We start from the raw sequence: 14,858 nt of genomic DNA on the forward strand, positions 1-14,858 counted from the left end.
CCGGGACCACGGTCCTGCTACCGGGACCACGGTCCTGCTACCGGGACCACGGTCCTGCTACCGGGACCACGGTCCTGCTACCGGGACCACGGTCCTACCACCGGGACCACCGTCCTGAATGGGGGACAACGCACCTTCGAAGGGTTTCAGCGTCGCATAAGTGCTTCACTGTTGAGCATAATCTCCACAACCCACATGGATCGTTGGAAATTCTGCAATCTATCATATCGTACAAGATTGGGGAGCAGCGGGATGGCTGATTCGTGTGGGGGTCGGTAAGTAAATATGTCAGATGATCAAAACACATATCGAATGGATGTGTCAGAATACTACTTCCGCCTAACTACGGAGTGCATTCGCCTGCATTCTAACAGTTGCCGCAAGCATTCATCATTTGGCGATATGATAAATGATCGCGCGGAACTTGCTGATTCTGTGACGAAACGGCGGGCGCCTCAGCACATAATTAAGCATCTTCAAATGATCCCTAGTAAGGGCGGGATTCCCCTTGAGGTTGAAATTCTGGAATCAAGTTCAGGAAAAATAAATAGGTCAACGAAGGTCATTGAGGATGCCATTGGAAGTTCTATTGAATTTGCGGACGCTCTTTCGGTAATCATGTTTGACTTCATGGTTGAGGCCAACAGGACAGAAGTTCTATTAAAGATTGGTCTTACATCAGAAGAAGCCGGAGAATATCGCAAATTACTCAAGCACGGGGCGCCCGGAGTAAAATCAATTAACTGACGGAATATAATTATTTCCCTGATATTGCGCCTTCGCTCTTGCGAGGGGTTTGCAACGGCCAGTCCTTTCGGTATCCCTTAGCAGGCATTACCGGAGGATTGGCGATGGGGGCACCAAGTTTTGAGACGGACCAGCTCACTGAAAGCCAGGTCCAATCATTTGGTTTCGTTGACTATGTCTTGTGCCGAATGAAGCAGGACGGGCTACAGTACCGCGATCTGGCACTTAAAATCGGCTTATCAAAAACCCGAACCCATAACGTGTTCCACCCGGAACCCAGCAAGCGTCGGCCCTTGTATGTGCATGAGTTCCGAGCAGTAGCAGCTGCACTGGACCTCTCACCACTCGAAGCCGCACTTGTCAGCGACCTTTATAGCGGGGCGGGCGACGCCAACGAAGGCGTTGAATCCCAGATCAAACTCTACTCAGGTGTCCTCAATCGCCTCCACGGCCATATGAAAGAGGTGGTCGAACGGCTTGGCGGCCTGGATTGGGATGATATTCGCCCCTCGCACGGCGAATGGATCATCGACCTGATTATCAGTGAGATCGAGTCAGCCTACGCAGACTTCGCGGTTCGCAAGGAAGTCCGTCTCAGAGACCGGGAAACCTTCTAACCAACCGAGGCCGATGGATGCAGCATCGACAGGCTGGAGGGTTTTCCGTGTCAAAGCACGAATCCTGAGTGATGATGTCGTGTGAGGTGTCCCTGACCATCCCTGGTTGTCCTCACACAACAAATGTTCGTGCTTTGACACGGAAAACTAAGGTGCGGAACAAAGCGAGATAGACATCGCCCTAGGCGCGAACCATGGTTCGATCGCTAACCGCTCAAGGCAATAGGTATGGAAATCCAGCAACGCGACCTCTTCGAACTCGACAGTCCGCTCTATGCGGACGTGCATGGCGAGCGGACCGTTGCGGAATTTCCCTTTTTCGCCCTCTCCAAACGGCCTCAAATGACCCCCATGGTCTTTGAAAATGGCTCTGCTCGGATAGAGATAAACCCCAGCAAAACCGGGGTTGCGACGATATACGACAAGGAAATCCTTCTATATATTGCCAGCCTCATGGCGGAACGCATGGAACGCGGCGAAAAAGTTGACCGCGTGATGAGTTTCACTGCGAATGATCTATTCCGCGTGACTAGCACAAACCCGTCCGCGCGCTCCTATGACATGCTCAAAGCCTCGCTGGCACGTCTTCAGGGCACCCAGATCATCACGAATATCGAAACCGGCGGGGAAGGTTCGGACAGCGCGTTCTCGTGGCTGCTGAAGGCCGATATAAAGTACATCAAGGCAAGCAACGGCGATCGCAGGGTCAAGAAAATCGAAGTGATGGTATGCGATTGGCTATATCGTGCCATCCTACAGGACAAGCGAATTGCCGCTTACCATTTGGGATTTTTCAAACTCGGCCCGATTGAACGGCGATTGTATGAGTTAGCCAAATTCAACTGCGTTGACGAAACGGGCTTTGAAATTGACATGGAAACTCTTGCTGAAAGAGTAGGATGCGCAACTGATAAGCGGGGACTTGAGCACTTCAAAAGGCAACTACGCGTCGTAGCTGAAGACCAGACTCTGCCGGAATATGAGGTTCGCCTAGCCGAAGAGAAAATACCGTCGGCTCGTGGTGGGCGACCAAAGATAAAGACGATCGTGTTGTTCTCGTCCATCCCAATCCCGCAATTGGACAATCAGACACTTCCATTGTTCGATTGATGCATGAGTATTGCAGCACAAGTCATACCTGATCTCTGCTTACTGCTTGAGGCACGAATACAGAACCCCATCAGAGGTTTTCCGTGTCAAAGCACGAATCGTCCGTCCCCCTGCAGCCGTCGACGAGATCCTCCCTCTCAGCAGGGTTTTCCGTGTCAAAGCACGAACTCTTCTTTGGGACCGGGGCGACCGGACTTGGCCTACGCTCGCCATCAGGTAGTTTTCCGTGTCAAAACACGAATTGTTCTGCGGAACGGGTGCAAGCGGACTCTGCCTACGATCATCGCAAGCACACTTTTCCGTGTCAAAGCACGAAAGAAAAATGAGTTTTCCGTGTCAAAGCACGAGTCAAACCGCTTTGGCTTCGACAGCGATGCAGCCATTCAATGAGAACCGATTCAATTGTCCTACGCGCATGCATCAGCTCTCGATCGCATGCTTACACTACAGCGAGGCAATGCCGCATCGGTGGTGAATTGTTTCTGAAGCAGGAGTTTTGGCTGTGACCAAATAAAGGAAAACCCGGCGCTAAGGCCGGGCATCCCATTTTCAGCGATCGAATTTCGATCGGGTATGTCAGCGGCGCCAACCGCTAACGGTCTACCAATACAAGACCCGACATAACCGATCCCGGTCCCCGATGCAAGGATGCGCGTTCTGCGCCACGGAACCTCTTTGCCTGGTCCAGCCTCCATCAAGGAGGATGACGATGGGGATCTATGCAGTCGGTGATACGGCACAAAGTGTGCTGTCCGGTGTCCCTGTGAATACGAAGAAGTCCCGTTCCGGCGCGAAGCATCGCACCGGCGCGCCTGTAAGGGCGGGCAGCCTCGAGGCGAACACTTTCGAAGAAACATTCTTTCAGGTGCCGAGCAAGGGTGAGCCTGATCGCATGCTGGCCACGGCCAGGTATGCACTCGATGCCGGCAGGAAGCTGTTGCGCGAGTACAAGGCGGGCCTACGCAGCCTCACTGCATCTGAACGGCTGCTCACGACCCTGACGGCCTCGGCTGTGCGCATCTACGAAGAGCTGACCAAGCTGGCGCGCCTGTGCGCCGGGAAGGTTTACCCCAGTTACGACCATCTTGTTGAGGCAACGGGTCTTGGCCGTTCGACTGTCAGGCGCGCTCTCGCCGTGCTGGAAGTCATCGGCTTCATCATCCGGCAGCGCCGGTTCAAACGGGTTGAAGCCGATGGTCCTGGACCTCGTTTCAAGCAGACTTCCAACGTCTACCGCATTCTAACGCCCAAGAGTGTGCATCGATATACGCCTCGCTGGATGCGCTCTGCACCACCCCCCGCCGACGATGACTGGCGCCGTTCGGATGAAGCCGAGCAGGTCAGCGCGATGGTTGCGTCCCTTTCATGCAAGGAATTTGCAAAGATGTCCGTGGGCGGCGTGCTCGGCGGCGTCCTTGCCCAGCTTGGCGCTGCAATGGACAATAAGGAAAACCGTGAACGCCAAGCATCAGCGAGGGCAAAGGTGGCCCTTTCATGTGCTTCATAGCGCGAGGTTCATTATGGTTCTCAACCGCAATGATATTATATTTATATAATGGAAAAAGGAGTTGGCCTAAGTCGGCCAACGCACCGATCTGACGATCCAAAGCCGCATAAACAGCTCACTCAAAAAACCCACTCACTAAACCGCGCCCTCAGGAGTGTCGGCTACGCCGCCACGTGCTCCCAGGGGGAGCATGCGACTTCTTCCGCCCTCTTTTCATGCCCTAGCGCTAAACGAAGGGTTGGAACGGCGCGAAATTCAAAGGGATCAGAATGACGATACCGCGACAGTGCGGCCTTTGGGCTCAGGCACGAAACGGGCCCGTTGCTGTACCGCGCCATATCCACGCAGCCGCGACCAATTATCGAGGATAGTCGCGACGTAACCCTGCGTTTCCCTGATCCGCGGAACAGCCCCGCCCTTAACCCGGCCCGGCCCGGCGTTATAGGCCGCCAGGGCCAGATGCACCTGACCAAACGTGTCGAGCTGGGTCCGCAGATAACGGGCGCCGCCGCGCAGATTCTGGACGGGATCATAGGGGTTAATCCCAAGCTGGGCCGCAGTCCCCGGCATCAGTTGCGCCAGGCCGTAGGCTTTCATCTTCGAGATCGCTGCCGGATTATACCGGCTCTCCTGAATGATCATCGCGTCAAACAGCCCGGTCGGAATGCCGTGTTCGCAGGCGATTGCACTCATCATTCCATAATAGGCAGCGCGGCGCGCCTCGGCATCCGGCTTCAGAAAGCCCGCCGGACGATAGGGAATGGAGGCGCATCCCGGCGTGTAAGGCACTGCAGCAAGCGCGGGATATTGCCCTTTCATCCATCCTGGCACCGCGATCGAGGAAACCGGTGCAACCCCGGCCGCCGCCACATCATACGAGGCTGCAACCTCGCTCTGGCCCTCTGCCGACGCAGCAAACTCCTGCCCCATCTGATACTCGACATAGCGGCGCGACAGGTCATGCACCCGAAAGGCTTCGGGAATCCCCGCATCCGGTGCAGCAACCGGCATCGCCGGCGTACCGTCCGCTGCCGGAGCCGGTTGTCCCATGACGACAAGTTCCACCTTTCGCGTCTTTTTTACTTCAGACGCGCTTACACTATTGGGAACGAAGCACAGTAACGCGATCAATCCCGATGCTCGATAGACACGCATATAAACCCTCCAAAGCCTTGGTAAGAGAATTGGAGTTCACCGCCTTTGCCCTTGTCAACGCCGACAAGCTCACGAACAATTTCTTTGAAAAAGGCTTTGGAGGGCTTCCAGCATGTGGCTCGTACCCCGCGACACCAACGGCAAAGGCTCAAATCGCATCCCGTTGCCCCCCGAGCTGCGCGCAGCGCTGATCCGCTGGTACGTTGGCAAGGGCACCGTCCACGACGAAAAGGCCGGCATCACCCTCGTTCAGCAGGCGCGCATCGGCCACAAATGGATCGCCTGCGACTGCCTCGGCGCCGACAAGGCCCCCGCCATCCTAACCCCGGCATTCCTCTCCGAGGCGGAAACCTACTATCTACGCCGGCTCACCAGCTCGAAACGCCCCGAACATCTGCCCGACTGCCCGTTCTTCCGCGACCAAGTGACGATCCGCATCAGCGAGGTACGCTCGCGATCGACGCCGCTCGAGCCACCCTCAGGCTTCTTCGAGGTGCTTAAACCCGCGCCGGAGAAACTCGCGCAGCGTCCCGAGGACGACTCCAACGACGATCGCACCCGGCACGCCTCGATCCCGAGGCTTGCACGCCTGCTATGGCGTCTCATGGCCGCTGCCGGCGTCAACCGCATTGCCCCGCTCGCCTATCGAGAGGAATGGTCGATCCGGCATGAGTTCGCGGCGCTCACCAGAGCGGCAGGGCTGATCGAGATCGCGCCGGGCATCCAACTGGAGAAAGCCTTCTGGACCCACCCAAAGCCCCTACAGGCGCGGGCCGTCTACGCCACGCTGCGCGCGCTGGAAGACAGATGGCCCCGCGATCATGCGCCGCAAGGCTTTGTCCTTCTCTACGCCAAAGGCATTCATGGACAGGAAATCACGCTGCCTGACGGCGACACCGTCACGATCGCCAACCGCATCCAGTCGCCATCGGTGCGCGGCAATCCGATTGCAGGGCCGTTCCTGGTCATCATCGTCGTCGGCAAATATCCCGAGGCCAAGGGCTACGCGCCGCTGCGCGCTTATGCCCAGCCCATCCTCAATGGGCGGCTGTTCGCACCTGTCGATTCCGATTTCGAACGCGACGTATTGCGCACGATTCTGCGCACCCAGCAGGAGCTTCACGGCCGCGGTATCGACCTCGCGATCGACAAGCCGGTGTTCGACACCCTGACGCCGGATGGGCCGTGTCGTCCCGACTTCCTGATCGAAGCGCGATCACGCGAGACCGGCGAGATCCGCAACCTTGTCGTCGAGGCCATGGGCTTCAAGACCGAGGAATACGAGGCGAGTAAGGCCATCACACATCCGCGTATGGCGCACCTGGGTCAGATCGTGACGATCGACAGGCAGGATGATGATGCCCACACAGGACGGCGTGCGCTTCTTGAAGGGCTTGGCCTCTGACGCTCTAGCGCCAGGACAGGCTGGCTGCGAAATAGCCGATGATGCCAAGCGTCACCGGCGTCGAGAGCAGATAGAGTTTCTGCCAGCGCCACCAGATCCGGGGCAACAGCAGCGCCGCTCCCTTCACGCTGCGCGCATCCTCCCAGACTCGATCCTTCCAGAGTTCATGCAGAGCAACGCTCACCGAAAGCACCATGGCGATCGCGCAGCACAGGCTGGTCGCGAGATAGATTGCCATCCAGTTGGCGATTTCGAGGGGCGTAAACTGAGACATCCGGCCTTTGTTATACCTGTAACTTTCTACCAGGGCACCCATATCCGACGAGCAAATTCTTACAGGAAACCCCTTAAAATCCTTGGTCTATCAAGTATTTTCACAGACAAATCGCGCAAAGAGTGGAGAGGGAGAGAGGGAGTGGACCGAGAAGATCGGCCAAAGCCCTTCAACCTACCATTGGTGCCTTCCGGCATCTGCAACATGGAGGTAACTCCCCATGCAACGCTTTGTTCTCTTCATCGGCGAACCCGGCTCAGCGGACATCGTCGATATTTACCCCAGCAAACCTGCAGCCGAGAGTGCGCTTGTAGACTATGTGCGAGCCCGCGCGGCTATCAATGGCCAAGATGCCCATCCTGACGACGATCAGGCAGTGGCCTCCTATTTCGCGGACAGCGAGGCCATCTACGCCATCGCGCGTGTTATGCCGCTGGCAAATCCGGGTAACGACCAATGACCATCGTTGCGCGACGCCCCTCGCAAAAGCTGATCGACATTGTCGGCACCCTGCGCGGCACCTGGCATGGAAACCGGGCGATGTGCCGTTGCCCGTGCCATGAGGACCACGAACCGAGCTTGTCCCTTCGCCAAGGGGATCGCGGCATTCTCGTAACCTGCTTTGCAGGTTGCGATTCCATCGACGTGCTGCGCGAACTCGATCGCATCGCGATCACGCGCCATTACGAACCGCCGCCGGATAACGCCCGATCCGGCACCGCGAATATCGAAAGGCTCTGGTCGCAGGCGCAATCCGTGCCGGGTACGCTTGGCGAACGCTATCTCGGCTCGCGCTTTCTCCTGTCTGTTCCCGGTGACGTGCGCTTTCACCCGCGTTGCCCACATGGCGCGAAGCCTAACACCGTGTTCAAGCCCGCCTTGCTCGTCGCCGTGCGCGAAGGCCAGCGCCTTGTCGCCCTGCAGCGGATCTTCCTCGATCCCGAAACCGCGCGCTATACCGCCAAGGCCACCATCGGTTCCCTCGGCATGGGTGCGTGGCGCGGGGGCGGTATCGGTCCAACCATCGGCCTTGCCGAAGGCTTCGAGACGGCTCGCGCCTGGAGCCGCATCAACAACCTGCCGTGCTGGGCAACGCTCGGCTCGCGCCGGTTTGGCCTGGTGACGATTCCTGACAGCGTGACCGAACTGATCCTTGCGGGCGATTACGACACGGCGGGTCGCCGGGCTGTAAACCGGGCATCGCAACGCTACGCCAGCGACAAGCGGGTGATCCGCGTCGATTTTCCCAAGGGCTACAAGGATTGGGCCCAAGTGCTCGAAGCCCTCGAGGCGCAGAAGAGGGGAGGGGGAGGGGAAGGGTGATCTGCCGTTCGGCAGAGAGCCCAAGGAGACCCCCATGCGCGACCTTCTCGATCTCACGCACGTCAATGATGCGCCGGCAGCGCGCACGATCGCCACCCTTCTCGCCGCCGATGGCGCAATCACCCGCCGCCAATTGAACGATGCCATGGTGCAGGCATTCGGGGGTAGCGATGCGGACGGGCGCTGGACCCAGCGCGACAGCTTCGAGATGCTCGAGCACGCCCTTGCCCTTCACCTTGCAAGCGATGGGCATCGTGTCGACACACTGGCAGACATCGCCGCCTCCAGCGCACTGATGCAGCGCCTACCGACCCAGACCGTGCGCAGCGAAGAACAGATCGAGCTGCAGCAGTTCTCTACCCCCGCCGACATTGCCGCCCTGGCCATGCTGTTCGCCGCGATCGGCGCCGAGGACGTCGTACTCGAGCCGAGTGCCGGCAACGGCCTCCTTATCGCCCAGGCCCCGCGGGGCCGCGTCCTTCAGCTGAACGAAATCGACCCGCGCCGCCGCGAACGGCTCGCTCACATCTTTCCCGATGCGACGATCACCGGCCATGATGGCGCTGCGCTGGTCGCGCTTCACGCGGATCTTCCGCGCCCGAGCGTCGCCCTCATGAACCCGCCGTTCTCGCGCAGCATCGGCCGCGGCGCCGATGACCTGGCCGCGCTGCGCCATCTGCAGGCCGCCATCAAGCGGGTCACCCCTGGCGGCCGCGTCGTCGCCATCATGCCCGACTGGTTCGCGCCCTGCGCGCGGTTGCGCACGGCCTACGAGACAATCCTGACCGGCTGCACCGTGCGCGCATCGCTTCGTCTCGAGCACTGCTACCGGAAACATGCCACCGACATTGCCGTTCGCCTCTATGTCATCGACAAGATCGCCGGCGAACTCACGCCTGCGGTCATCGAGCGCGCCGCCGTCCCCGACTTCCTCGATGTCGTCGACATCCCCGCCCGCATCAAACTGGAGCCCTCCGCCAACCTTCCGGTTCGCTCTGCGCCTGCCATGCCGACTTCGCTGTTCGGCGCCGCGCGCAGGACCAGGGTGGCCGCGCCGCGCCCCTATCACGCGCCCAAGGCCAATGCGGTCCTGCCCGTCGGCTATCGCAAGCTCGAAACGCCGGCACCTCTGGCCGAACAGGTCGGCGTCTACCTGCCCTACCGGCCAAGCCGTATCGTCTTCGACGCAGCGGGCGAGCACCCGACAGCGCTCGTTGAATCGGTGGCCATGGGCTCGATCCCGGCGCCGATCCCCACGCACATCCCACATCTGCCCGAACGCACCGTCAGCGAGCGGCTCCTGTCCTCCTCCCAACTCGAGACTGTCGTCTATGCGGGCCATGCCTGGAACCAGACGCTTCCCGGCACCTTCAAGCCCGCCAAGGAAGGCGTTGGCCTCGACATCGACCCTGAAGGTCGCAAGTACCGCAAAGGCTTCTTCCTCGGTGACGGCACTGGCGCGGGCAAAGGCCGCCAGATCGCTGCGTGCATCCTCGACAACAAGCTGCAGGGCCGCCGCCGCCACATCTTCGTCACCAAGAACGAGCCGCTGCTCGAGGACATCCGCCGTGACGTCACAGCGCTCGGCGGCCTGTCGGCCGACGTGCAGCCGCTCTCGAACTGGAAGATCGGCCAACCCGTCACGATGGACGAAGGCACCCTGTTCGTCACCTATCCGGGGCTGCGATCAGGCCGCTCGGATGCAACCCGTCTTCAGCAGATCCTCGATTGGGCAGGGCCCGACTTCGATGGGGTGATCGCCTTCGACGAGGCTCACGAAATGGGCGGTGTAGCAGGGGGCGAGGGCGCCCTTGGCAAGACCGAAGGCTCCCAGCAGGGCATATGCGGCGTCCTCCTTCAGAACCACCTTCCCGATGCGCGTGTCCTCTATGCCTCTGCAACCGGGGCTTCCGACGTCAACAACCTGGCCTACGCCGTTCGCCTTGGCCTCTGGGGGCCGGAGACCTCCTTCCCTAATCGGGAATCGTTCATCTCCAACATCCGTCAAGGCGGCATCGCGGCGATGGAACTGGTGGCCCGCGACCTCAAGGCGCTTGGCCTCTACACGGCGCGCGCGCTCAGTTTCGCCGGCGTCGAATACGAAGTGCTGCGCCACGAACTGACGCCCGCCCAGATCGAGATCTACGACACCTATTGCCGCGCCTGGCAGGTCATCAACACCAACCTTGCCGCCGCGCTCGAGGCGACCAACGTGATCGACAGCCTTGCGGGCAAAACGCTCAACTCGGGCGCGAAAGCGGCAGCGCGCTCGCGTCTCGAAGGCACGCGCCAGCGCTTCTTCGGCCAGGTGCTGCTTTCGATGAAACTCCCCAGCGTGATCGCGGCGATCGAGGGGCACCTGAAGCAGGAGCATTCCGTGGTCGTGCAGTTGGTGACGACGGCCGAGGCCATCCTCGACAGGCGTTTGTCCGAGATGACGGCCGAGGAACGCGCAGAGCCGCAGATCGAGTTGTCGCCGACGGACCAGATCGTCGATTACCTCAAGCGTGCCTTCCCGACACACCAGATGGAGGTGTTCAAGGACGATACTGGCGCCCTGCATTCCAGGCCCATGCGCGATGAAGACGGCAACCCGGTCCACAACCCCGAAGCCATGGCCGCGCGCGACAACCTGATCGAGCATCTTTGCGCGCTTCCGCCGATCAAGTCGGGCCTCGATGCCCTGATCGAGCATTTCGGACCGGATCGGATCGCCGAAGTCACCGGGCGTTCCAAGCGCCTGATCACCGGGCCGGACGGCCGCCAGAAGGTCGAGACACGCAACGCCCGTACCAGTCAGGCCGAGGCCAGCGCCTTCATGAACGATCAGAAGAAGGTGCTCGTCTTCTCCGATGCCGGCGGCACGGGCCGATCCTACCATGCCAGCCTCGAGGCGGTGAACCAGGACCGGCGCGCTCATTTCCTGCTCGAGCCGGGCTGGCGCGCTGACCGGGCGATTCAGGGTCTCGGCCGCACGCACCGTACCCATCAGGCATCGACGCCGCTGTTTCGTCCCGTCACCACCGACTGCAAGGGCGAGCTGCGGTTCACCTCGACGATCGCCCGCCGCCTCGACAGCCTTGGCGCCCTCACGCGCGGCCAGCGCCAGACCGGAGGCCAGGGCCTCTTCGATCCCGCCGACAACCTCGAAAGCGATTATGCGCGCGACGCCCTCGTCTCGTGGTTCCACCTTCTCTATCATGGCAAGCTCAAGAGCACGAACATGACCGAGTTCGTCGACCTGAGCGGACTTGAGATCACCGAGGGCGACGGCGTCCTGAAGGAAGACCTGCCGCCAATCCAGCGCTGGCTCAATCGCCTGCTGGCGCTGCCGATCGCGCTGCAGAACAAGATCTTCGAGGAATATCTCACCCTTGTTGAAACCCGCGTCGCCGCTGCGCGCGAGGCCGGCACCCTCGATGTCGGTGTCGAGACGATCACGGCCGATAGCGCCCGCGTCATCAGCGACACGGTCCTGCGGACCGATCCCGGCACCGGCGCCACCACCCACCTTCTCACGATCGAGATTGCACGGCGCAAGAACCCGATTTCGCTCGAACGCATCCTCGACATGGTCCGCTGGCGCGAGAACCCGGCATTCGTCATGAACGCCAAGTCGGGCCGCGTAGCGCTGCGCAGCAAGGCAAACGCCTGGATGGACGACGAAGGCGAGCCGATTCTTCGCATCGAGTTGCAGCGCCCCTGCAGCCGCAAGTCCATGCGCGAGGCGGATCTGTTCGAGACGGCCTGGGAGGAGATCGACGAAGACACGTTCCGGGCCAAGTGGCAGGCCGAAGTCGAAGAGGCGGCTGAGCAGCTGGAGACCGAGACGGTGCGCCTCGCAACCGGCCTCCTGCTGCCGATCTGGTCGGCGCTGCCGTCCGATCACCTCGCGGTCAACCGGATCGTCGACAAGAATGGCAACAGCTGGCTTGGCCGTATCGTCTTCGAGCACAGCACCGTCGACCTCTTCACTAAGCTCGGCCTTGCAAGCAGCGAGGAGATGCCTGTCGAAGCGATCACCAACGCCGTCCTCGCAGGGCGCAGAGTCAACGTGACCCGCCCGTTCGCGATGGCCTTCAAGCGCTCGCATGTGAACGGCAACCCGCGTGTCGAGATCGTCGACGCTCCGGCAGCCCAGCTTGCATGGCTCAAGTCGCTCGGCGCGTTCACCGAGATCATCCAGTACCGCACCCGCGTCTTCATCCCAGTCGCGCAGGCCGAGGCCATCATCGCCGAAATCCTCAAGCCCTCCTGACCACCGCACCTATCCTCCCTGATCGACCACGAGCGCCAAAGCGGCCGGGTCGGTCAGGAGAGGGGAGGGGGAAGGGAAGGGGTGTCCGTGAATTGGCCGGACGATGAGAAGAAGGTGTTGTTCCCATGATCCAGACCGTCAAGCTGGCAAAGCTGGTCCTCTCCGACATCAACGTGCGTACCCGCGGCGAAGACCTGATCGAACAGTTCGCCGCCGACATTTCCGCGCGCGGCATCCTGCAGAACCTGGTCGTGACTTCCGTGAAGAAGCCGCGCGGCTCCTATGGCGTTATTGCCGGCAGCCGCCGCTTTCGTGCCCTCATGCTGCTCGCCGAACGCGGCGAGATCAACGCGGCCGAATACGACGTGCCCGTGCTGATCCTGAGCGGCGGCAACGACGAACTTTCCGAAGCCTCGCTCGCTGAAAACTTCCATCACTTGAATATGTCGCCCGCCGACGAATGCCGCGCCTTCCAGTATTGCCTCGGTCAGGGCGGCGACATCGAGGCAGTCGCCAAGCGTTTCGGCATTACCCGCCGTTTCGTCGAAGGGCGCCTGCGCCTCGCGAACCTTGCCGAGCCGATCTTCGACGCCCTGAAGTCGGGCGAGATGACGCTCGACATGGCCAAGGCATATGCCTCCACCGAGAGCCATGAGCGGCAGCTGATGGTCTGGAAGAGCTACGGCGCCAACAGCTACTACACCAGCGCCGACACCATCCGCCGCGTCATCGCCAACGACTCCATGAAGTCGAACGATCCGATCGCGCGCCTTGTTGGCGAAGAAGCCTACGTGGCTGCAGGCGGCGTCGTCGATCGCGACCTGTTCAGCGACAACGGCGATCGCTGGACCAACCCCGAGATCGCCCAAACGCTTGCGGCCGCCAAGATGGAAGCCGAAGCCAAGCGGATCGGCGAGGAGCGCGGCCTGGCGTGGATTCGTCCCGTCGCCTCGAACTCCACCTGGGAAGTCGCGAGCGGCCTGTTCCGCGTCAGCCTGCCGAGCCTTCCGCTAACCGAGGCGCAGATCATCCGCATCAGCGAGATCGAAGCGCGCCAGAGCATCATCAGCCTCGAGATGGACGACGAGGAAACCGAGCAGGAAGCCTACGAAGCGCTCGATCAGGAATACGATGCGCTCACCGCCGAGCTTCGCGAGGTCAACCGCCGCGAGAAGATCCTTCCTCCCGAACTCGCCCCGCGTGTCGGCCTGTTCCTGACGCTCTCGCAGGACGGCAGCATGGAACTCGACGACACCTATTACAGCGAGACGCCGCTCAGCGTCACCATGGTCGAGCCCGACGAAGACGACGAGGACGCGGCCGAAACCGGGGAAGACGGTATCGAGGGCGAATCTGCCGGCGATGCTGCGCCGCGTGTCCCGACCTTCCGCATCGAGGAGGGCGAGACTGCCACCGTCACCGGCAACACCAAGGAAGTGTCTCCCGACGAGGCCGCACCGGGCGGCAAGGCGCTCAGCCAGGTTCTCCTCGACCAGCTTGCGGTGCAGCGCCGCGACGTCCTGGGCGCTTCCATGATCGCCAACCCGGCGCTCGCGCTCGACTACATGCTGTTCGCCATGGTCGACAAGACCGACGCCTACAAGGAAAGCTGCGGCACCAGCATCCATGCTCCGCACCCGGAAGATCCGGTTCGCTTCGATGCCTATCCGCAGTCGGTCGCGCACGACTATCTGGCCGAAGTGCGCGAAGGTCTCGACGCTTCCTGGAAGGAGCATTCGAGCATCATCGCCCGCTTCGACGCCTTCCGCGCGCTCGGCGATGAGGCCAAGACCGCGTGGCTGGCCTGGACGGTAGCCAAGTCCTTCAAGTCGAAGGAAACCTACAGCAATCGGCAGAACGCGCTCCAGAACCACCTTGCCGGCCTGCTGGAGGTCGACGTTGCCAAGTGGTGGCGCCCTACTTCGGCAAACTTCTTCGACCGCGTATCGAAGGGCGCGTTGCTCTCGCTCCTCGACGAGGTGGGCGGTCCTGCTCTCTCGAGCCGCCATGCAAGCCAGAAGAAGGGCGAAATCTCGACGTCCTGCGAGAAGCTGTTCGCCGGGGACGCGGTGATCGAGACCGACGTCAAAGAGAAGGCGCTCGCCTGGGTGCCCGCAGCGATGCGCTTCACCCCCGCCGAGACGACGACCGATCAGGACGACGACGACACGCCCGAAGAAGCCGGCGAACGTGGCTCCGACGGCGAAGCCGAGGACGATCTGGCCAGCCTGATCGACGCAGCCCTTGCCGGGCCCGACGACGGGGATGACGGCGAGGGCGTCTCGATCGACGATGCGGGCTCCGCTGAAGGCGACGACGATCAGCAGATCGATGATGGCTCGCCCGCTGTCTACGGCGACGACGATGCCGTCAGCCAGTGGGCCGAAGCGGCGGAATAACCCGCGTCCCCAACCTGACTGACGAACCGCCGGTGGGCTTTGCGGCTCACCGGCGGCTTTTCT

General features: G+C 61.1%; 11 protein-coding genes. 9 read left to right on the plus strand and 2 right to left on the minus strand.

Annotation, left to right across the window (positions count from 1 at the left end; all coding sequences use genetic code 11):
- The first annotated feature begins 312 nt into the window (after positions 1 to 312).
- The 4 genes from ATN00_RS20075 to ATN00_RS20090 all read left to right on the plus strand — a co-directional run bounded on the left by ATN00_RS20075 (position 313) and on the right by ATN00_RS20090 (position 3,981).
- The gene (locus tag ATN00_RS20075; RefSeq protein WP_156415394.1) at positions 313 to 747 is read left to right on the plus strand and encodes a hypothetical protein; all 435 of its coding nucleotides are present in this window, start codon (positions 313 to 315) and stop codon (positions 745 to 747) included.
- A gap of 104 nt (positions 748 to 851) precedes the next feature.
- Positions 852 to 1,364, plus strand: coding sequence for a hypothetical protein (locus tag ATN00_RS20080; protein WP_062069051.1), 513 nt, complete (start codon positions 852 to 854; stop codon positions 1,362 to 1,364).
- A 228-nt stretch (positions 1,365 to 1,592) separates the two neighbouring features.
- Complete coding sequence (locus tag ATN00_RS20085) at positions 1,593 to 2,474, plus strand: replication initiator protein A (protein WP_062069053.1); 882 nt, start codon at positions 1,593 to 1,595, stop codon at positions 2,472 to 2,474.
- A 709-nt stretch (positions 2,475 to 3,183) separates the two neighbouring features.
- On the plus strand, positions 3,184 to 3,981 hold the full coding sequence (locus tag ATN00_RS20090) for a helix-turn-helix domain-containing protein (protein ID WP_231746503.1): 798 nt from the start codon (positions 3,184 to 3,186) through the stop codon (positions 3,979 to 3,981).
- A gap of 264 nt (positions 3,982 to 4,245) precedes the next feature.
- Here the strand turns inward: ATN00_RS20090 and ATN00_RS23055 are convergent, their stop codons facing one another.
- Positions 4,246 to 5,046: a lytic transglycosylase domain-containing protein gene (locus ATN00_RS23055; RefSeq protein ID WP_231746504.1), complete on the minus strand. Its 801-nt coding sequence runs from the start codon at positions 5,044 to 5,046 to the stop codon at positions 4,246 to 4,248.
- A gap of 202 nt (positions 5,047 to 5,248) precedes the next feature.
- Between ATN00_RS23055 and ATN00_RS20100 the strand changes: the two genes are divergently transcribed.
- Entirely contained in the window at positions 5,249 to 6,541 is a 1,293-nt protein-coding gene (locus ATN00_RS20100) for a hypothetical protein (RefSeq protein WP_062069057.1), read from the plus strand.
- Positions 6,542 to 6,545: 4 nt separating this feature from the next.
- On the opposite strand, the gene ATN00_RS20105 is transcribed toward ATN00_RS20100, so the two are convergent.
- Entirely contained in the window at positions 6,546 to 6,815 is a 270-nt protein-coding gene (locus tag ATN00_RS20105; RefSeq protein WP_062069058.1) for a hypothetical protein, read from the minus strand.
- Positions 6,816 to 7,035: 220 nt separating this feature from the next.
- Between ATN00_RS20105 and ATN00_RS20110 the strand changes: the two genes are divergently transcribed.
- From ATN00_RS20110 to ATN00_RS20125, 4 genes are all read left to right on the plus strand, one after another.
- Complete coding sequence (locus ATN00_RS20110; protein ID WP_062069060.1) at positions 7,036 to 7,275, plus strand: hypothetical protein; 240 nt, start codon at positions 7,036 to 7,038, stop codon at positions 7,273 to 7,275.
- Positions 7,272 to 8,138 (plus strand): DUF7146 domain-containing protein, encoded by an 867-nt coding sequence (locus ATN00_RS20115; protein ID WP_062069062.1) that lies wholly within the window; start codon positions 7,272 to 7,274, stop codon positions 8,136 to 8,138. The genes ATN00_RS20110 and ATN00_RS20115 overlap by 4 nt, the downstream gene beginning before the upstream one ends.
- Positions 8,139 to 8,172: 34 nt before the next feature.
- Positions 8,173 to 12,396 (plus strand): strawberry notch-like NTP hydrolase domain-containing protein, encoded by a 4,224-nt coding sequence (locus ATN00_RS20120; protein WP_062069064.1) that lies wholly within the window; start codon positions 8,173 to 8,175, stop codon positions 12,394 to 12,396.
- Positions 12,397 to 12,521: 125 nt separating this feature from the next.
- Complete coding sequence (locus ATN00_RS20125; protein ID WP_062069066.1) at positions 12,522 to 14,795, plus strand: ParB/RepB/Spo0J family partition protein; 2,274 nt, start codon at positions 12,522 to 12,524, stop codon at positions 14,793 to 14,795.
- Positions 14,796 to 14,858 lie beyond the last annotated feature (63 nt).

This window comes from Sphingobium baderi, assembly GCF_001456115.1.
Classification (GTDB): Bacteria; Pseudomonadota; Alphaproteobacteria; order Sphingomonadales; family Sphingomonadaceae; genus Sphingobium; species Sphingobium baderi_A.